This window comes from Mycobacterium tilburgii (assembly GCF_902168065.1).
Classification (GTDB): Bacteria; Actinomycetota; Actinomycetes; order Mycobacteriales; family Mycobacteriaceae; genus Mycobacterium; species Mycobacterium tilburgii.
The window spans coordinates 1-18,425 of sequence record NZ_LR655692.1 but is presented as its reverse complement, the minus strand read 5'-3'; the positions used below and the strand labels follow the sequence as shown (position 1 = coordinate 18,425).

General features: G+C 65.0%; 16 protein-coding genes and 5 pseudogenes. 17 read left to right on the top strand and 4 right to left on the bottom strand.

Features of this window, described 5'->3' with window-relative positions; genetic code table 11:
* Window positions 1-15 precede the first annotated feature (15 nt).
* The 6 genes and pseudogenes from FQ389_RS02630 (at window position 16) to FQ389_RS02610 (ending at window position 4,522) form a co-directional block, all read left to right on the top strand.
* Window positions 16-771 carry a deoxyribonuclease IV gene (locus tag FQ389_RS02630; RefSeq protein ID WP_144205973.1) on the top strand — a complete coding sequence of 252 codons (756 nt, stop codon included), beginning with the start codon at window positions 16-18 and terminating at the stop codon, window positions 769-771.
* Window positions 772-889: 118 nt separating this feature from the next.
* On the top strand, window positions 890-1,063 hold the full coding sequence (locus tag FQ389_RS17660) for a hypothetical protein (protein ID WP_186296237.1): 174 nt from the start codon (window positions 890-892) through the stop codon (window positions 1,061-1,063).
* Between the two features lie 229 nt (window positions 1,064-1,292).
* Window positions 1,293-2,090 carry an acyl-CoA dehydrogenase family protein gene (locus FQ389_RS02625; RefSeq protein WP_144205972.1) on the top strand — a complete coding sequence of 266 codons (798 nt, stop codon included), beginning with the start codon at window positions 1,293-1,295 and terminating at the stop codon, window positions 2,088-2,090.
* Window positions 2,087-3,026, top strand: a pseudogene (locus FQ389_RS02620) (crotonase/enoyl-CoA hydratase family protein). The gene FQ389_RS02625 and the pseudogene FQ389_RS02620 overlap by 4 nt, the downstream one beginning before the upstream one ends.
* A 2-nt stretch (window positions 3,027-3,028) precedes the next feature.
* Window positions 3,029-3,758: pseudogene (locus tag FQ389_RS02615) on the top strand (PaaX family transcriptional regulator C-terminal domain-containing protein).
* Window positions 3,755-4,522 (top strand): crotonase/enoyl-CoA hydratase family protein, encoded by a 768-nt coding sequence (locus FQ389_RS02610; protein WP_144205971.1) that lies wholly within the window; start codon window positions 3,755-3,757, stop codon window positions 4,520-4,522. Before FQ389_RS02615 ends, FQ389_RS02610 begins: the two are co-directional and overlap by 4 nt.
* A 4-nt stretch (window positions 4,523-4,526) precedes the next feature.
* On the opposite strand, the gene FQ389_RS02605 is transcribed toward FQ389_RS02610, so the two are convergent.
* The gene (locus tag FQ389_RS02605; RefSeq protein ID WP_144205970.1) at window positions 4,527-5,000 is read right to left on the bottom strand and encodes a DUF3060 domain-containing protein; all 474 of its coding nucleotides are present in this window, start codon (window positions 4,998-5,000) and stop codon (window positions 4,527-4,529) included.
* Window positions 5,001-5,029: 29 nt separating this feature from the next.
* The gene (locus FQ389_RS02600; protein ID WP_144205969.1) at window positions 5,030-5,404 is read right to left on the bottom strand and encodes a DUF3060 domain-containing protein; all 375 of its coding nucleotides are present in this window, start codon (window positions 5,402-5,404) and stop codon (window positions 5,030-5,032) included.
* Window positions 5,405-5,593: 189 nt separating this feature from the next.
* On the opposite strand from FQ389_RS02600, the pseudogene FQ389_RS02595 reads away from it, so the two are divergent.
* The 6 genes and pseudogenes from FQ389_RS02595 to FQ389_RS02570 all read left to right on the top strand — a co-directional run bounded on the left by FQ389_RS02595 (window position 5,594) and on the right by FQ389_RS02570 (window position 11,707).
* Window positions 5,594-6,155, top strand: a pseudogene (locus tag FQ389_RS02595) (TetR-like C-terminal domain-containing protein).
* 299 nt (window positions 6,156-6,454) lie between these two features.
* Entirely contained in the window at window positions 6,455-6,829 is a 375-nt protein-coding gene (gene rpsL, locus FQ389_RS02590) for a 30S ribosomal protein S12 (protein WP_144205968.1), read from the top strand.
* Window positions 6,829-7,299 (top strand): 30S ribosomal protein S7, encoded by a 471-nt coding sequence (rpsG, locus tag FQ389_RS02585; protein WP_144205967.1) that lies wholly within the window; start codon window positions 6,829-6,831, stop codon window positions 7,297-7,299. Before rpsL ends, rpsG begins: the two co-directional genes overlap by 1 nt.
* Before the next feature lie 84 nt (window positions 7,300-7,383).
* Complete coding sequence (gene fusA, locus FQ389_RS02580) at window positions 7,384-9,489, top strand: elongation factor G (protein WP_144205966.1); 2,106 nt, start codon at window positions 7,384-7,386, stop codon at window positions 9,487-9,489.
* A 145-nt stretch (window positions 9,490-9,634) separates the two neighbouring features.
* Window positions 9,635-10,825 carry an elongation factor Tu gene (gene tuf, locus FQ389_RS02575; protein ID WP_069399557.1) on the top strand — a complete coding sequence of 397 codons (1,191 nt, stop codon included), beginning with the start codon at window positions 9,635-9,637 and terminating at the stop codon, window positions 10,823-10,825.
* 198 nt (window positions 10,826-11,023) lie between these two features.
* On the top strand, window positions 11,024-11,707 hold the full coding sequence (locus FQ389_RS02570) for a PE family protein (RefSeq protein WP_144206029.1): 684 nt from the start codon (window positions 11,024-11,026) through the stop codon (window positions 11,705-11,707).
* A gap of 242 nt (window positions 11,708-11,949) precedes the next feature.
* Here the strand turns inward: FQ389_RS02570 and FQ389_RS02565 are convergent.
* Window positions 11,950-12,899 (bottom strand): annotated as a pseudogene (locus FQ389_RS02565) (MFS transporter); the annotation flags it as partial.
* Window positions 12,900-13,367: 468 nt separating this feature from the next.
* Here FQ389_RS02565 and FQ389_RS02560 point away from each other — a divergent pair.
* Complete coding sequence (locus tag FQ389_RS02560; protein WP_407662727.1) at window positions 13,368-14,846, top strand: DUF4185 domain-containing protein; 1,479 nt, start codon at window positions 13,368-13,370, stop codon at window positions 14,844-14,846.
* 25 nt (window positions 14,847-14,871) lie between these two features.
* Here FQ389_RS02560 and FQ389_RS02555 read toward each other — a convergent pair whose 3' ends face one another.
* Window positions 14,872-15,570, bottom strand: a complete 699-nt coding sequence (locus FQ389_RS02555; protein WP_144206028.1) for a potassium channel family protein — start codon at window positions 15,568-15,570, stop codon at window positions 14,872-14,874.
* A 185-nt stretch (window positions 15,571-15,755) separates the two neighbouring features.
* Here FQ389_RS02555 and FQ389_RS02550 point away from each other — a divergent pair, with 185 nt between their 5' ends.
* The 4 genes and pseudogenes from FQ389_RS02550 to FQ389_RS21065 form a co-directional block, all read left to right on the top strand.
* Window positions 15,756-17,252, top strand: a complete 1,497-nt coding sequence (locus tag FQ389_RS02550) for a potassium/proton antiporter (protein WP_144205964.1) — start codon at window positions 15,756-15,758, stop codon at window positions 17,250-17,252.
* A gap of 21 nt (window positions 17,253-17,273) precedes the next feature.
* Window positions 17,274-17,801 carry a GGDEF domain-containing protein gene (locus FQ389_RS21935; RefSeq protein WP_144205963.1) on the top strand — a complete coding sequence of 176 codons (528 nt, stop codon included), beginning with the start codon at window positions 17,274-17,276 and terminating at the stop codon, window positions 17,799-17,801.
* Window positions 17,800-17,912, top strand: a pseudogene (locus FQ389_RS21930) (hypothetical protein); the annotation flags it as partial. The gene FQ389_RS21935 and the pseudogene FQ389_RS21930, both read left to right, overlap by 2 nt.
* Before the next feature lie 19 nt (window positions 17,913-17,931).
* Window positions 17,932-18,425: DUF5709 domain-containing protein (locus FQ389_RS21065; protein WP_313901943.1), on the top strand; the 494-nt coding region annotated here is incomplete at its 3' end.

The following is an 18,425-nucleotide window of genomic DNA, read 5'->3' as shown; positions in this document are numbered from 1 at the left end:
ACTAGACTGGCCGACGTGCTCATCGGTTCGCACGTCCGCAATGACGACCCGCTGGCCGCCGCGCAAGCCGACGGCGCCGACGTGGTGCAGTTTTTCCTCAGCAACCCGCAGAGCTGGAAAAAGCCGAAACCCCGCGAGGACGCCGAGGTGCTCAAGACGTCCGGCACACCGCTGTATGTGCACGCGCCGTATCTGATCAACGTCGCCTCGGCCAACAACCGCATCCGCATCCCGTCGCGCAAGATCCTGCAAAACACCTGCGACGCCGCCGCCCAGATCAACGCGACCGCGGTCATCGTGCACGGCGGTTACGCGGACGACAACGACACGGAGGCCGGTTTCGAGCGGTGGGTCAAGGCGCTGGACTATTTGGAAACCGACGTCCCAGTGTATCTAGAGAACACCGCCGGCGGCGACCACGCCATGGCCCGCTATTTCGACACCATCGGCAAACTGTGGGATCACATCGGCGACAAGGGAATTGGTTTCTGCCTGGATACCTGTCACGCCTGGGCCGCCGGTGAGGCGCTGATCGACGCGGTGGGCCGGATCAAGGCGCTGACCGGGCGCATCGACCTGGTGCACTGCAACGATTCGCGCGATGCCGCGGGATCGGGTGCCGACCGGCACGCCAACTTCGGCACCGGAAAAATCGATCCCGAATTGCTGGTGGCGGTGGTCGAGGCCGCCGACGCGCCAGTGATCTGCGAGACCGCCGATGAGGGACGTAAGGACGACATCGCCTTCCTGCGGGAGCGCACTCGCGGCTGAGCCGCCCGTATTACACCTCTTGTTCGGCTGTTGAAAACTGTAATATGAGTGGCATGTCGGACACGCATGTCGTCACCAACCAGGTACCCACTGCCCGCCCTCGCGGATCAAAGCCTCGGTGAGCACTGCGGATGATGCGGGGTTGTGTTCTCCAGCGGCGGTCGAGCTCAAGCTGGCCACCACGAAAGTCGGCATCACCGCCGGGATGTCGATGACCGAGAAGCAGGGTGGTTCCGACGTGAGCGCCGGCACCACCCAGGCCACTCCGAACGGTACGGCAGTTACAGTTTGACCGGTCACAATTGGTTCAACTCGGCGCCCATGTGCGACATCTTCTTGGTCCTCGCGCAGGCTCCCGGTGGGCTGTCTTGCTTCATGCTTCCGCGGATCCTGCCCGACTGCAGCCGCAACCGAATGTTCTTGCAGCGGCTCAAGGACAAGCTCGGTAACCATGCCAACGCCTCGAGCGAGGTGGAGTACGACGGTGCCGTCGTCTGGCTGGTGGGCGAGGAGGGCGTGGCGTGCCGCCTATCATCGAGATGGTCAACCTCACCCGCCTTGACTGCATCCTGGGCAGCGCTACCAGCATGCGCACCGGCCTGACCCGCGCGATCTATCACGCCCAGCACCGAAAGGCCTTCGGCGCCTACCTGATTGACCAACCCCTGATGCGCAACGTGCTCGCCGACCTGGCGTCGAGGCCGAGGCCGCGACGATCGTCGCGATGCGGATGGCCAGCGCCACCGACAACGCACTGCGCGGGGACGCCAAGGAGGCGGCTACTGCGCCGCATCGGTCTGGCGGCCAGCAAGCACTGGGTATGCAAGCGGGCCACCCCGCACGCCGCTAAGGCGCTGGAATGCCTGGGAGGAAACGGTTATGTCGAGGACTCCGGCATGCCGCGGACGTTCCGCGAGGCTCCGCTGGTGGGCATCTGGGAAGGCTCGGGCAACGTGAGCGTGCTAGATACCTTGCGCGCCATGGCAACTCGGCCGGAATGCATCGAGGTGCTGTTCGCCGAACTCGACGAGAGCGCCGGTCAGGACCCGCGGCTGGGCCGCCACGTCGGCCAGCTGCGCGACGAGCTGAGCGACCTGGACACCATCGCCTACCGGGCGCGCAAGGTCGCCGAGGACATCTGCCTGGCGTTGCAAGGTTCGCTGCTGGTCCGGTCCGGCATGCTACCCCGCGGTCGCCGAGGTGTTCTTGACCACCAGGCTGGGCGGTCAATGGGGCGGCGCGGTCGGCACCATGCTGACCGGACTGGATCTGGCGCCTATCCTGGAGCGGTGCCTGGTAAAGGGCTGAGCCACCGGTGACTTACGCGATCAGGCCAGTCGACTTCGACAACCTCAAGACAATGACCTACGAGGTCACCGGCTGGGTCGCGCGGATCACCTTCAACCGGCCGGAGAAGGGCAACGCGATCGTCGCGGACACTCCGCTGGAGCTCTCTGCGCTGGTGGAGCGTGCCGACCTCGACCCCAACGTGCACGTCATCCTGGTATCCGGCCGCGGCGAAGGGTTTTGCGCGGGCTTCGACCTGTCCGCTTACGCCGACGGCACCGGCTCGGCCGGCGGGACCGGCGCCTATGCGGGCACCGTGCTGGACGGCAAAACCCAGGGCATCAACCACCGGCCCGACCAGCCCTGGGACCCGATGATCGACTATCAGATGATGAGCCGGTTCGTGCGCGGGTTTTCGAGCCTGATGCACGCTGACAAGCCGACGGTGGTCAAGATTCACGGGTACTGCGTGGCCGGCGGCACCGACATCGCGTTGCACGCCGACCAGGTTATCGCCGCGGCAGACGCCAAAATCGGTTACCCGCCCACCCGGGTGTGGGGTGTCCCGGCCGCCGGCCTGTGGGCGCATCGGCTCGGTGACCAACTGGCCAAACGCCTTCTGTTCACCGGTGATTCGATCACCGGGGCGCAAGCCGCCGAGTGGGGTCTGGCCGTCGAGGCGCCCGACCCCAAAGATCTCTACGAGCGCACCGAACGGCTGGTGGAGCGCATTGCGGCGGTGCCGGTCAATCAGCTGATCATGGTGAAGCTCGCGCTGAATTCCGCTCTGTTGCAACGGGGTGTGGCTACCAGTCGGATGGTCAGCACGTTGTTCGACGGCATCGCCCGGCACACGCCCGGAGGGGCACGCCTTCGTTGCCGACTCGGTCGAACACGGCTTCCGCGAGGCGGTGCGCCATCGCGACGAGCCGTTCGGCGACTACGTCCGACGTACCTCCGGGGTGTAGTCATGGCGACGATGACCGCGCGCTCGGTGGTACTCAGCGTTCTGCTGGGTGCCCATCCGGCGGCCTGGGCGACCGCGAGTGAGCTGATCAGGCTGACAGCCGATTTCGGAATCAAGGAGACGACCCTGCGGGTTGCGCTAACCCGCAGGGTCGGGGCCGGTGACCTAATCCGCTCGGCCGACGGCTACCGGCTCTCGGATCGGCTGCTGGCACGCCAGCGCCGTCAGGACGAGGCGATGCGGCTCCGGATCCGACCCTGGCGCGGCGACTGGCATGTCGTGATTGTGACCGGCGTCGGCGCCGATGCGCGAACGCGTGCTGCGCAGCGAAACAGCATGTACCGCAATCGTTTCGGTGAATTACGCGAGGGTGTATGGATGAGGCCCGAACAACCTCGACCCCGACCTCGAACCCGATCTGGCCGATCGGGTCCGGCGGGTGCTCACCGCGCGCGATGACGCGCCCGAGCAGCTCGCCGCGCAGCTGTGGGACCTGCCCGGCTGGGCGGCGGACGGTCGCCGGCTTCTGGATGAGATGGCCGCTGTCGCAGACGTTCCGGGCCGCTTCGTGGTCGCCGCGGCGATCGTGCGGCACCTGCTCACCGATACGATGCTGCCTGCCGATCTGCTGCCCGAGGATTGGCCCGGTGCGCCGCTGCGTGCCGTCTATCACGACTTTGCGACCGAACTGCTCGACCGGCGCGATACAACTCAACTCCTGGAGGCGACATGAGTGATGCGGTGCGGGTGGAGCGCAAGGGTCCGGTGACGACGGTGATCCTGAACCGGCCCGAGGCGCGTAACGCGGTGAACGGTCCGGCGGCAATCGCCCTGTACGCGGCCTTCGAGAAATTCGAACGCGACGATTCCGCGTCGGTGGCGGTGCTGTGGGGCGAGGGCGGAACGTTCTGTGCGGGCGCTGATCTGAAGGCCTTCGGCACACCGCAGGCCAACGAGCTGCACCGGACCGGTCCCGGCCCGATGGGCCCGTCGCGGATGGTGCTGTCCAAGCCGGTGATCGCCGCGGTGAGCGGCTACGCCGTCGCGGGCGGTCTGGAGTTGGCTATCTGGTGCGACCTGCGGGTGGCCGAGGAGGACGCCGTGTTCGGCGTGTTCTGCCGGCGTTGGGGAGTGCCGCTGATCGACGGGGGCACCGTGCGGCTGCCGCGGCTGATCGGCCAGAGCCGGGCGCTGGACCTGATCCTGACCGGCCGAGAGGTCAAGGCCGATGAAGCCCTGGCGATGGGATTGGCCAATCGGGTCGTCTCGAAAGGTCAAGCGCGGCAAGCGGCCGAGCAGCTGGCGGCCGAGTTGGCCGCGCTCCCGCAACAGTGTCTGCGGGCGGACCGGCTGTCGGCGCTGCATCAGTGGGGGTTGCCGGAGTCCGCGGCGATCCACCAAGAATTCGTCAGCATCGCCAAGGTTGCCGCCGAAGCCAGCGAGGGGGCGGGGCGATTCGCCGCCGGGGCTGGTCGGCACGGAGCGGCCGCGACGTAACCGATCAGCTGCCCTCACTGATGGTGTTGCCAGAGCCGAGGTTGTCCACCTTGGGATCGCCGCCCTTGTAGGTGATGGTGTTGTCGAGGCCCAGCACGGTGATGCGGGTGTCGACCTTGTCGATGGCGATCTTGTTGTTCGCGCCGCCGACGCTTACCGTCGCGCAGGTACCGGTGACTGCCAGCGTGTTGTTGGATCCGGCGACGTTCAGCGACTTGCCGGAGGCGCAGTCGAGGGTTGCCGTGGTGTCCACCGAGCCGTAGTTCAGGGTGTTGCCGATTTCGACTGAGGCGGTGGTGTTTTCGCTGTTCGGCGCGGTCGTGGCGGCCGCGCCGGTGGTCGTCGTGGTGGTGCTGCTCTTCGTCGTCGTGCTGGGGCCGCCGGGCGGGTTGGCGGTCGAACTGCAGCTGGCCGCGACGGCCGGTGCCACGGTGAGTACGGCCAGCCTGATCGAACGGTCGCTGACGTGGACGCGCATGTTCCCCTCCTTGGTGCGGCAGCTATAGGTCAGGCGGGCACCTGCTGCAGGCGATTCGTCATTCCCAGTTCGCGACCGCGGTCCCACAGAATCGGCGATCCATTGTGAAAGAAGACCGTCTGGTCATAGCCGTACACGGTGATGTCATGGGTGACCGAGTCAGCGATTACCGTATTGCCCGACCCCATGACCGTCACCGCCCAACAGTTGCCCAACGCGTTGACGGAATTCCGGGTGCCGTTGACGTACAGCGTGCTGTCGTTGCAGTCGATGGTTTGCTGACTGCCCTCCCCGATGATGTGGGTGTCGCCGTTTTTGGCCTGCGCGGCCGGCGGCGGCGCGGCCGCGGCCGTGATCGCGATGACACCGGTTGCAAGCGACCCGGCGGCCGTTCTCCAGTGCATCGCGGGTCCCCCTTCGGCGGCTGCGGGTATGTGCTGGAATGAGCCTACGTGTATCGGCCTGCGCAATGGCAAATAGTTTCGCCCGGGTTGACTAAGGCCCGTCCCGGATCCACTGGCGTCTATCAGCGGCTTCGTCAACTAGAGTCATTAGTTGAGCATCCCCTGATCACCGCGTCGAAAGGCGTTTCCATGGCAGCCCACCCGGAACCACCATCGGTGGGTGGCGCCCGCGGGCCGGGATGGGACTCGCTGACCATCAACGCGCTTGCCACGCAGTTGGGCACCAAGGGGCCGTCGCTCTACAACCACGTCGACAGCCTGGAGGACCTGCGGTGCGCGGTGCGGATCCGGGTCATCGACGACATCATCACGACGCTCAACCGGGTCGGGGAGGGGCGCTCGCGCGACGACGCGGTGCTGGTCATGGCCGGCGCCTACCGCAGCTATGCGCACCATCATCCCGGGCGGTATTCGGCGTTCACCCGGATGTCGCTGGGCGGTGACGATCCCGAATACACCGCACCCACCCGTGCCGCGGCCGCACCCCATCATCGCCGTGCTGTCTTCCTACGGTCTCGACGGCGAGGAGGCCTTTTACGCCGCGCTCGAGTTCTGGTCGGCGTTGCACAGGTTTCTGCTGCTGGAAATGACGGGTGTGATGGACGACATCGACACCGGTGCGCTGTTCACCGACATGGTGTTGCGATTGGCGACAGGGTTGGACCGGCGAAGTACCCAGGCCGGTTCTTAGCTTGAAGGCGGGCCGAAATAACGGTCAGATCGACGGGGGTGGCACGGCGGTTGGTGCGGTGCGACACTCGCTTTGACCTGCCAGACCAGCGGCGGGTATTGTGGAAACTCATGCCTGGCGGCTTACGGCGCCTGACGTAAGGAAGCGAATGCCGGGCAAATTCGTATGTCCACGCATCGGATTTATCTGGTGCTGAGCGCGTGCGATACGCCCGGCCGCGGGGTACGTCAGGTGCTACGTGGCGGTGGATAGCTGCAGGACAGAGACTTAAAAAGACCTCGAACACAGAAAGTCGGTAGATGCCAACCATTCAGCAGCTGGTACGCAAGGGTCGCCGCGACAAGGTCGCCAAGGTCAAGACCGCTGCCCTGAAGGGTAGCCCGCAGCGTCGTGGCGTGTGCACCCGCGTGTACACCACCACCCCGAAGAAGCCGAACTCGGCGCTTCGGAAGGTCGCGCGCGTGAAGCTGACGAGCCAGGTCGAGGTCACCGCCTACATCCCCGGCGAAGGTCACAACCTGCAGGAGCACTCGATGGTGTTGGTGCGTGGTGGCCGGGTGAAGGACCTGCCGGGTGTGCGCTACAAGATCATCCGCGGCTCGCTGGACACCCAGGGTGCTAAGAATCGCAAGCAAGCTCGCAGCCGGTACGGCGCCAAGAAGGAGAAGAGCTAATGCCGCGCAAGGGGCCCGCGCCGAAGCGTCCACTGGTCAATGACCCGGTTTACGGATCGCAGCTGGTCACCCAGTTGGTGAACAAGGTTCTGCTGAAGGGGAAGAAATCGCTGGCCGAACGCATTGTTTATGGTGCGCTCGAACAAGCCCGCGACAAGACCGGCGCCGATCCGGTGATCACGCTCAAGCGGGCATTGGATAACGTCAAACCAGCCCTGGAAGTCCGCAGCCGCCGCGTCGGTGGTGCCACCTACCAGGTGCCCGTCGAGGTGCGGCCGGACCGGTCGACCACCCTGGCGCTGCGTTGGCTGGTCAGCTTCTCGCGGCAACGCCGGGAGAAGACGATGATCGAGCGGCTGGCGAACGAGATCCTGGACGCCAGCAATGGCCTCGGGGCTTCCGTGAAGCGGCGTGAGGACACCCACAAGATGGCCGAGGCCAACCGCGCCTTTGCGCACTATCGCTGGTAAGGCCGAAACGGCGCCGACCGGCAGTGCGGCCGGGCGTAACCGACAGCGAACTAACTACGCAATCGAAAGAGTGGGAAGACTTCTGTGGCGCAGAAGGACGTGCTGACCGACCTGACCAAGGTCCGCAATATCGGCATCATGGCGCACATCGACGCCGGCAAGACGACGACGACCGAGCGCATCCTCTACTACACCGGTATCAGCTACAAGATCGGTGAGGTCCACGACGGCGCCGCCACCATGGACTGGATGCAGCAGGAGCAGGAGCGGGGTATCACCATCACCTCGGCCGCGACCACCTGCTTCTGGAACGACAACCAGATCAACATCATCGATACCCCCGGGCACGTCGACTTCACCGTCGAGGTGGAACGCAGCCTACGTGTGCTGGATGGTGCCGTTGCCGTGTTCGACGGCAAGGAGGGTGTGGAGCCGCAGTCCGAGCAGGTGTGGCGCCAGGCGGACAAGTACGACGTCCCACGGATCTGCTTCGTCAACAAGATGGACAAGATCGGCGCCGACTTCTACTTCTCGGTGAAGACGATGGAGGAGCGCTTGGGCGCCAACGTCACCCCGATCCAGCTGCCCGTCGGCTCCGAGGGCGACTTCGAAGGCGTCGTCGACCTGGTCGAGATGAAGGCCAAGGTGTGGAGCGCCGAGGCCAAGCTCGGTGAGAAGTACGACGTGGTCGACATTCCCGCCGAACTGCAGGAGAAGGCCGACGAGTACCGCACCAGGCTGCTCGAGGTCGTCGCCGAGACCGACGAGGCGTTGCTGGACAAGTACCTCGGCGACGAAGAGCTCACGGTCGCCGAGATCAAGGCCGCCATCCGCAAGCTGACCATCAGCTCGGAGGCCTACCCGGTGCTGTGCGGCAGCGCGTTCAAGAACAAGGGCGTCCAGCCGATGCTGGATGCGGTCATCGACTATCTGCCCTCACCGGTGGATGTACCGCCGGCCATCGGCCACACGCCGGGCAAGGAGGACGTTGAGGTCGTCCGCAACCCGTCGACCGACGAGCCGTTCTCGGCGCTGGCCTTCAAGGTCGCCACGCACCCGTTCTTCGGCAAGCTGACCTACGTCCGCGTCTACTCGGGCAAGGTCGACTCCGGCAGCCAGGTGATCAACGCCACCAAGGGCAAGAAAGAGCGGCTGGGCAAGCTGTTCCAGATGCACTCCAACAAGGAGAACCCGGTCGAGACCGCCTCGGCGGGGCACATCTATGCGGTGATCGGCCTGAAGGACACCACCACCGGTGACACTCTGAGCGACCCGAACTACCAGGTCGTGCTGGAATCCATGACCTTCCCGGACCCGGTCATCGAGGTGGCCATCGAGCCCAAAACCAAGAGCGACCAGGAGAAGCTGTCGCTGTCGATCCAGAAGCTCGCCGAGGAAGACCCGACCTTCAAGGTGCACCTGGATCAGGAGACCGGTCAGACCGTCATCGGCGGCATGGGCGAGTTGCACCTGGATATCCTGGTGGACCGGATGCGCCGCGAGTTCAAGGTCGAGGCCAACGTCGGTAAGCCACAGGTGGCGTACAAGGAGACCATCAAGCGGGCCGTGCAGAACGTCGAGTTCACCCACAAGAAGCAGACGGGTGGCTCGGGTCAGTTCGCGAAGGTGATCATCAACCTCGAGCCGTTCACCGATGAAGACGGTGCCACCTACGAGTTCGAGAACAAGGTGACAGGTGGCCGCATCCCTCGGGAGTACATCCCGTCGGTGGACGCGGGCGCCCAGGACGCCATGCAGTACGGCGTGCTGGCCGGCTATCCGCTGGTGAACCTGAAGGTTACCTTGCTCGACGGTGCCTACCACGAGGTTGACTCCTCGGAAATGGCGTTCAAGATCGCAGGTTCACAGGTGCTGAAAAAGGCTGCGCAGCAAGCCCAGCCGGTGATCCTCGAGCCGATCATGGCGGTCGAAGTGACCACACCCGAGGACTACATGGGTGACGTGATCGGTGACCTGAACTCCCGCCGTGGCCAGATCCAGGCCATGGAGGAGCGGGCTGGTGCGCGCGCCGTTCGGGCGCACGTGCCGCTGTCGGAGATGTTCGGCTACGTCGGCGACCTGCGGTCCAAGACGCAAGGCCGGGCGAACTACTCCATGGTGTTCGACTCGTACACCGAAGTCCCGGCGAACGTGTCGAAGGAGATCATTGCGAAGGCCACGGGCGAGTGAGCGGTCAACACCGGCTCACCCGTAACGAGCCAAGCGGTGATCGGTAAATCGCCAGGGAGTAACCTGGCCCGGTCACTACCGCGGCACAGCTGAAAACATCAAAACTGCTTTTCACGAAGCACCAACACAGTCGGAGGACACAACAGTGGCGAAGGCGAAGTTTGAAAGGACCAAGCCCCACGTCAACATCGGGACCATTGGTCACGTTGACCACGGCAAGACCACACTGACCGCGGCGATCACCAAGGTTCTGCACGACAAGTACCCGGACCTGAATGAATCGCGTGCATTCGACCAGATCGACAACGCGCCCGAGGAGCGGCAGCGCGGTATCACGATCAACATTTCCCACGTGGAGTACCAGACCGAGAAGCGTCACTACGCGCACGTCGACGCCCCGGGCCACGCCGACTACATCAAGAACATGATCACCGGCGCCGCCCAGATGGACGGCGCGATTCTGGTGGTCGCCGCCACCGACGGCCCGATGCCGCAGACGCGTGAGCACGTGCTGCTCGCCCGTCAGGTGGGTGTGCCCTACATCCTGGTCGCCCTGAACAAGGCCGACGCGGTGGATGACGAAGAGCTGCTCGAGCTTGTCGAGCTGGAGGTCCGTGAGCTGCTGGCCGCCCAGGAGTTCGACGAGGAGGCGCCGGTGGTGCGGGTGTCTGCGCTCAAGGCGCTCGAGGGTGACGAGAAGTGGGTCAAGAGCGTCGAGGAGTTGATGGACGCCGTTGACGAGTCGATCCCGGACCCGGTCCGCGAGACCGATAAACCGTTCCTGATGCCCGTGGAGGACGTGTTCACGATCACCGGTCGTGGCACCGTGGTCACCGGTCGTGTCGAGCGCGGCATGATCAACGTCAACGAGGAAGTCGAGATTGTCGGTATCCGCCCAACCAGCACCAAGACCACGGTCACCGGTGTGGAGATGTTCCGCAAGCTGCTCGACCAGGGCCAGGCTGGCGACAACGTCGGGTTGCTGCTGCGCGGTATCAAGCGTGAGGATGTCGAGCGCGGTCAGGTTGTCACCAAGCCCGGCACCACCACGCCGCACACCGAGTTCGAGGGCCAGGTCTACATCCTGTCCAAGGACGAGGGCGGTAGGCACACGCCGTTCTTCAACAACTACCGTCCGCAGTTCTACTTCCGCACCACCGACGTGACCGGCGTGGTGACGCTGCCGGAGGGCACCGAAATGGTGATGCCCGGTGACAACACCAACATCTCGGTGAAGCTGATCCAGCCCGTCGCCATGGACGAGGGTCTGCGGTTCGCGATCCGTGAAGGTGGCCGCACCGTCGGCGCTGGCCGGGTCGTCAAGATAAACAAGTAGGGCTACCGGCTCGAGAGTCGACATAAGGCCCGGACTGCCGTTTTCGGCAGTCCGGGCCTTATGTCATGCGGCGGCCGTTGAGCCGTCTTCAAGCCCAAAGGTGCATTCCTGATCAGCGAATTTCCGGTAAGATCTGCATGTCTAGTTTGAATTGACGGTCGGGGAAGTCGACCGTCAGGGCTTGGCCGGGAGGTTCGGATGTCGTTCGTGAATGCGACGCCGGAATATGTGGCTGCCGCGGCATCAGACCTGGCGAAAATCGGCACCGCCATCAACTACGCGAACTCGGCCGCGGCGGGTGCCACCCAAGTTGTTCAGGCCGCCGGCGCGGATGCCGTGTCGACAAGCATCGCGCAGTTGTTCGGCGTGCACGCCCAGATCTACCAGGCGATCAGTGCGCAGGCGGCGTTGTTCCACGAGCAGTTCGTACAGTTGATGAGTGGCGGGGCGACACAGTACGCCGACACTGAGGTCGTCAACGCGGCGCCCCTGCAGGCCGCGGCGCAACCCGTGTTGGGCGCGTCCACCGCCGCCACCCACGCGCTGAGCGCGCAGCAGCCGCTGGTCGGAGCTGCGGCACAAGCGGGTTCGCTGGCGTCGGGCGTACCGGTACCGGTGACCACGGCGGCCGCGGTCACCGGTACCCCAGCGCCGGCCGCGGTGGCCGGGAGCGCGGCGCCCGCGGCGGCGACAGTGACCCCGATGGCGGCGAGCGCGGCCGGGCCGGCCGGTTCGGTTGCTCCCGCCAACCCGGCCAATCCCGCCGGCCCGGCCGCGACGACGCCGGCGCACACCGCGTCGTACGCACAGGCGGCACCCGCTGCCGGCGCATCCGTGACCCCGGACATGTCGGGTCCGCTGGGCACCTCGGCCCCCCGGTGAGTGCGGAAGCCGCCGGGCTGTCGTCGGCCACCATGCTTCCGGCGTCCGTGCGGCCGGTGTCGAACACTCCGGCGACGCCCTTCCCGGCAACCTCGTTTAAGGGGCAACCGCCTGTCCCCAGTCGCTGACGGGCTGGCACGGTTTGCCACTACTGGGCGCGTGGCGGCGCTAATCTGACACGAACTTCCCGGCAAAGCGAGGAGAGACACGTGTTGGCGCGCTACCTGAAGACGCAGTTGGTGGTTTTTGCTGCTGCTCATCGTCGGGAAGGCGAAGAATCCCCAGGTTCCAGCGGCCAGGGATCCGACGAAATACACTGGGCACCTGTCGAATCGTTCGCTGAGACCCCGAACAGCGGAATGACCGCGAAGTGCACGGCGTTTGCGGCCAGCAGCCACCACAGGATGGTTTTGGTGTTCGCGTGGACTTGCATTGAGTTAGGTGATCGAGAAGGTGACCACCAGGTAGTACATGATGTTCTCGCCCACGCGTAGTCCCATCGCGGTCAAAATGCCGCGGGGATAACGCTTTATCGCCTCGACCACAACCACCCGGTCGTCTTTGGTGCGCTCCGCCTCTTCCAGCGCTGCCAAAAAGATTCGGCGCGTCGCTGACTTTGGTCCGGATGTAGTAACCGATCACCACCACGACCGCGGACAACCAAAAGGCCACGCGCCAGACCCAGCTCAGGAACGCCGTGTCCGACAGGGTCGAGGTGAGCACCAGCAGCACCGCGGTGGCCAACAGGTTCCCGCCCGGCACACCGGATTGCGGCCAACTCGCCCAGAAGCCGCGGCTGTCGTTGGGGCTGTGCTCGGCGACTAACAGCACGGCGCCGCCCCACTCGCCGCCGACGGCGAAGCCCTGAATGAACCGCAATACCACCAAGAGCGCCAGCGCCCAATAGCCGATCTGGGCGAACGTGGGCAGACAGGCCATCAGGAAGGTCGCGATGCCGACCAGGACCAGGCTCAGCTGCAGTAGCTTCTTGCGCCCGTACTTGTCTCCGAGTTGGCCGAACACGACGCCGCCCAGCGGGCCGGGCCGCAAAGCCGACGGCGTAGGTCACGAAGGCGGCGAAAATGGCGTCGAGGTCAGTGCCGCCCTTGGCGAAGAACACCTTCCCGAACACTAGCGTGGCCGCGGTGCCGTGGAGGAAGAATTCGTACCATTCGACGATGGTGCCCGCCATCGAGGCGGCGACCACCCGACGAAGGTATGCGCGTCCGGCTCCGGATTTGTTCGGCCGCACTGTGTCGTCGATGCTCACCGGTCGTCCTCCTTGGCGGACCGTCCACCCGGGGTGGCCCAGACCGTGTTGGTGCAGGAGCAGTGGGTGTGCGGCGGATCACAGCCTAGGCGGCCAACTGGCAGTATGCGGCTCGGTGACGACGGTAACTGCGGCGCTTGTCTTTGCGGTGCTGCCCGCGTGTCGGCGCCGTACTCGGGCGCGACGAACCGGACTCGATTTCAGCAGCTAGCAAAGATCGCGCGGAAGCGCTGGAAGCCTCGGTTTCGACACGGTCACGGATATATACCTATTGGCTGATGACTGGTCACATGAGCCCCGTTGATCACTATCGTCACATGAGCCAACGCGAACGTCAATGTGACGACTCGCCACTGGAAGGGTATGACTTTGTCGGGGATTCTTCGGACCATGTCGCCAGCGGTGGTGCCGGTGGCCGCTATCGCCTACATCGTCGCGGCAGGACCCGTGCCATCAGCAAACGCCACACCGTGTGGTGCACCCGAGGCCAACATCGACCCCCCTGCTGCGCCACCGGCCATTCCCGCGCCGCAACCGGTCGTGCAGCCGCCGACGGGGCGAAGGCCGTCCCACACCAATGACCAGGCGCCGCTGCCCAAACTGGGCCCGCTGATCTCGTCCGTGCTCAAGCCCCACACCAGCGCGCGGCGGTATTCCGCGCCGATGGTTCCGCAGGCCGGGGTGGTACCGCCGCCCGCACCGAATCCACCCGCGCCGGGTCTGCCGCAATCGCCGAATGCCACGCCGTTGCAGCCGAATGCGGCCCCGGGCGCCCAACCCGCACCGCAACCGGCTCCCGACGCGCTGCCACCCCCGGCGCAGATTGCGGGATCGCCGACGTCGCTGGTGGACTGGGTCACCGGCCCGAATGGCCCGAACAGGACGCTGCAGCGGTTCGGTATCTCCGGCACCGACCTCGGGATCGTTTGGGACAACGGCGATCCCGTCAACCGTCAGGCCTTGATGGCGTTCGGCGACACCTTCGGCTACTGCAAGGTGCGCGGCCAGCAATGGCGGTACAACGTGCTGTTCCGCAGCAACGACCGCGACCTGTCGCACGGGATCCACATTCCGGATGGTGTGCCCAACGACAACTATTCCGGCTCCCCAGTCTGGACCAACGGCCTTTCCAAGCAGGTCGTCAACACCATTCACAAGGCGACCCATGAGACGGGAATCATTCCAACGTCGGCCATTTCGATAGGGCGGACGCAGTACATGAGCTACATGTCGATCCGCCGCTGGGGCCGCGACGGTCAGTGGTCGACCAACTATTCGGCGATCGCGAGGTCCAACGACAACGGCACGAACTGGGGGATCTTCCCCAGCTCCATCCGCACGGCGGCACCCGACGCTGTCCCGGGTTTCGGGTTCACCCCGGGCAACGAGAACTTCCAGATGGGTGCGTTCATGAAGGGTCAGGACGGCTACCTGTACAACTTCGGCACACCCTCGGGACGTGGCGGCGCGGTGTTCCTGTCGCGCGTCCCGCCGAACCAGCTGCCCGATCTGAGCAAGTACCAGTACTGGAATGGTGACAACGGCGGACGCTGGGTGCCGGCGAACCCGGGCGCGGCGACCCCGCTGTGGCCGGGCCCGGTGGGCGAGATGTCGGCCCAGTACAACAACTACCTCAAGCAGTACCTGGTGCTCTACACCAATGGCAGCAGCAACGACGTCGTCGCCAGGACCGCGCCGACGCCGGTGGGACCGTGGAGCGACGAGCAACCCCTGGTCTCGTCATTCCAGATGCCCGGCGGCATCTACGCGCCGATGATCCATCCGTGGTCGTCGGGCCGGGACCTGTACTTCAACCTGTCGTTGTGGTCTGCCTACGACGTGATGCTGATGCACACGGTGCTGCCTTAGCCATAGAGGTTAGTCAGAGAAATAGTTAGCGCTCGGACCGCCACGCCTTCGGATCGCCCCCCCACAGCGGCCCGTCCTTGTCCGCGTGTCTCGACAGCTCCAGGGCGTCGTTGCCGACGAACAACATTTCGTCGCCGGCTTCGAGCACATCACCGGGCTGCGGAACAATCACCTCGTCGCGTCGGAGCACGGTGACCAAGACGGTGTTTTCCGGCAGATCCAAGTCGTGCATCTGCTGTCCCACGAGCGGATTGCCCTCGGGCAGCGTGAGTTTCGTCAGGGCCGCGCGCCCTTCGTGAAGTGCCATCAATCGCACCAGGTGGCCCACATCGATGGCACCCTCGATTCCGGCGACCATTGCGTCCGGTGTCGAGACCGCCACGTCGATGCCCCAGGTCTGGGTGAACAGCCACGCGTTGCGGACGTCGTTGATCCGGGCCACCATCCTGGGCACCCCGAATTCGACCTTGGCCAGCAGTCCGACGACCAGATTGGATTTGTCGTCTCCGGTGGCGGCGATCACGACATCGCAGGTATCCAGGCCCGCCTCTTGCAATGCGGTCAGCTCGCAAGCGTCCGCGTTCAGCCAGTCCGCACCGGGAACTGTGTGCGGTTCGAAATTGCTCCGTTCACGTTCGATCAACAGAATTTTGTGGCCGTTGTCCAACAACTCACCCGCGACCGAACGGCCGATCTTGCCCGCACCGGCAATTCCGATTCGCATTCTCCGCTTCGCCACCCTGCTATTTTGTCGCATCGACGTCGGCCGGGCGTGGACGCTTCCCCAGGTACGGTGAGCGCACCGGGAGGCGGTACTGATTTACTGACAGCACGCCAATGGCGGGCCCCTTGTCGTAGATGAATGCTGATCCGGCTACCGGTGCCGGGACGTATCCGAACGGGAATGTAATGACCTTGCAGCAGCTGTATCTGGCGTTGCTGGTCGGCGGCCTCGTGCTGCTGGCCAGCATCGTCGGTACTCGCGTGGCAACCCGGGTCGGTTTTCCCAGCCTGCTGTTCTTCCTGCTCGTCGGCGTGGTGCTCGGCGAAGACGCGCTCGGTCTTCAGTTCGACGACGTGCAGCTGGCCAGGAACATCGGCACCGCGGCGCTGGCGCTGATCCTCATCGAGGGCGGGTTGGCCACCCGGTTCAACGACATCCGCAAGGTCCTGGTACCCGCGGTCGCCCTGGCCACGGTCGGCGTCGTCATCAGCACCGTGGTGACGGCTTGCTTGGCGCACTTACTTCTGGGCATTGACTGGCAGCTCGCGTTGTTGCTCGGCGCCACTGTCTCCTCGACCGACGCCGCGGCGGTGTTCTCCGTCCTGCGCGTGCTGCCGCTTCCCCGTCGGGTCGCCGGACTGCTCGAGGCGGAGTCCGGGTTCAACGATGCGCCGGGCGTGATTCTGGTGCTGATGTTCAGTGTCGTGCCCTTCGTGCTGGAACCGGAGAGCGCCGTCATCGACCTGGTCGGGAAACTGTTCGGGGGCGCCGCGGGCGGCGTGGCCGTAGGCTACCTCGGCGCGGTCGCGCTACGGCGCATCGCGCTGCCCGCTTCCGGCTTGTATCCGATCGCGACCTTCGGCCTGGGACTGGTTGCATTCGCCGCCGCCGGTGAGGCCCATGCCAGTGGATTCATCGCCGCATATCTGTCTGCGCTGGTGCTGGCCAACTCTGGGCTGCCGCACCGGTCGGCAACCCGGTCGTTCGCCGAAGGAGTCGGCTGGCTGGCGCAGATCGGGCTATTCGTGCTGCTGGGTCTGCTGGTAAACCCCAGCGACCTGGCCGATGACGTGATCCCGGCGATCGTCGTCGGACTCGTCTTGCTGCTCGTCGCCCGGCCGCTGTCGGTTGTCGCCTCGCTCGTCTGGTTCCGCATTCCCTGGCGCGAGCAGATATTCCTGTCGTGGGCTGGTCTGCGGGGCGCGGTCCCGATCGTGTTGGCGACCTTCCCGGTCGTCGAAGGGGTGGCCGGCAGCTACCGCCTGCTGAACATCGTGTTCCTGCTCGTGGTGGTGTTCACGCTGGTGCAGGGCCCCAGCCTGCGCCCGGTGGCACAGCGGCTGGGCCTGATCGCCCGCGATCCCACCCGGGAAATCCAGGTCGAGGCGGCGCCGCTGGACATGCTCGACGCGGAACTGCTGACCATGACCGTGCAGGCACCGTCGCGGCTGCACAACGTCACCATCCTCGAACTCAGGCTGCCCGACCCGGCGGTGATCACGCTGATCATTCGCGACGGACATACCTTTGTCCCGATTTCCAATACGCGCATCGAAACCGGCGACGAATTGCTGATCGTCACCACCAGCAAAACGCGGGCCGCGGCCGAATCCAGGCTTCGCGCGGTCAGCCGGCGCGGCAAGCTCGCCTACTGGTTCGACGAGTACGGGGAAGTTGACTGACGTGGGTCGCGACCGGGACCCGTGGTTGGCGTCGGCGCGGCTCTGGAGCAGAACTGTCGGCCTGCGGCGGTGATCGCGCGGATCGGAGGCGAGGAGTTCGTCGTCGTCGACACGGCCGGCACCCCCGAGCACGCCGATATAACTGAGACGATGCGGCAAGCGATAGCCGACCTTCCTTTTCCGATCACCGCCGCGGTTGCGCTCGACCAGATTCCGACACCACCGGATGTGCACCTCATCGATGCATTGGTCGGCACCCGCCGACACCGCGATGTACGAGGCCAAACGCGCCGGGGGCAACCGGGCTTATCACCATCTCGATCTGCCGCATCCCGGCGCCCTGTGCCGTGCGGAACGTTAAATGCTGCTGGATCAACAACTTTCAACAATAATGACGCGCACCAGGCAACTGGTAGCGGAGTTCTGCGAGCTCAGAGTTCTTCTGTCGTAGCGCGCCTTCACGTCGACCTCAAACAGTCCTCTGATGAATCAGAGTTCATCAAGCATTTTCAGCGAAATCGGCGGGTACTAGGCGATCGAGGGCGTTGAGCTGCCACGCATCCGCTCCGAACGGCCGGCCTTTGAGTTGCACTATCCGCACATAGTCGCCCGGAGCGCAGTGAGGCCCACGTCCTACGGCAACGCCACGAATCGATCTGACGAAATGTGAGGTGTGCTGATGGGGATTTCTGAATTCGATGATGTGCAAGGCCCACCTGCTCGAACCCGAAGAGACTCTGGACTCCGAACAGACCGGCATCGATCTCGACGAAGGCTACTCGCCTCTGGAACGCCCCCGCGAACTGCTGGCCTGGGGCTTACCAGCAGCGAAGCGCGGACCCATGAAAGTCTGGGCGTCGACTGGCCCGCGAGGTGCCCGACGTCAGCGATGCGTGGGACGGTGACGGAATCGGCGATAGCGTCGACAGCGACGGCGAGTCACTCGACAACCAGGTCGGCGACCTGCGCGCGGGCCGGCTCGTCGCATTCGACGTGGACCCGACGGATCCGGGTACGGAATTACCTTGCCCACGACGTCGGCGTTGACGGTGGCGGCGCCTCGGCCGAGGAAGCTGCCATGCATATGGTCGTCTACGAGGACACCAATGCCGATGAGATATGGCACCTTTGGTTGACCCCGCGGCCGAATAGCACACAGGAGCAGAGAATGAA

Excerpts from the sequence above, each read along its gene's own strand:
- FQ389_RS02610 (WP_144205971.1), top strand. The coding sequence starts at position 3,755 with ATGAGTGATGCGGTGCGGGTGGAGCGCAAGGGTCCGGTGACGACGGTG.
- FQ389_RS02605 (WP_144205970.1), bottom strand. The coding sequence starts at position 5,000 with ATGCGCGTCCACGTCAGCGACCGTTCGATCAGGCTGGCCGTACTCACC.
- FQ389_RS02600 (WP_144205969.1), bottom strand. The coding sequence starts at position 5,404 with ATGCACTGGAGAACGGCCGCCGGGTCGCTTGCAACCGGTGTCATCGCG.
- rpsL (WP_144205968.1), top strand. The coding sequence starts at position 6,455 with ATGCCAACCATTCAGCAGCTGGTACGCAAGGGTCGCCGCGACAAGGTC.
- rpsG (WP_144205967.1), top strand. The coding sequence starts at position 6,829 with ATGCCGCGCAAGGGGCCCGCGCCGAAGCGTCCACTGGTCAATGACCCG.
- FQ389_RS02570 (WP_144206029.1), top strand. The coding sequence starts at position 11,024 with ATGTCGTTCGTGAATGCGACGCCGGAATATGTGGCTGCCGCGGCATCA.
- FQ389_RS02560 (WP_407662727.1), top strand. The coding sequence starts at position 13,368 with ATGTCGCCAGCGGTGGTGCCGGTGGCCGCTATCGCCTACATCGTCGCG.
- FQ389_RS02555 (WP_144206028.1), bottom strand. The coding sequence starts at position 15,570 with ATGCGAATCGGAATTGCCGGTGCGGGCAAGATCGGCCGTTCGGTCGCG.
- FQ389_RS02550 (WP_144205964.1), top strand. The coding sequence starts at position 15,756 with ATGACCTTGCAGCAGCTGTATCTGGCGTTGCTGGTCGGCGGCCTCGTG.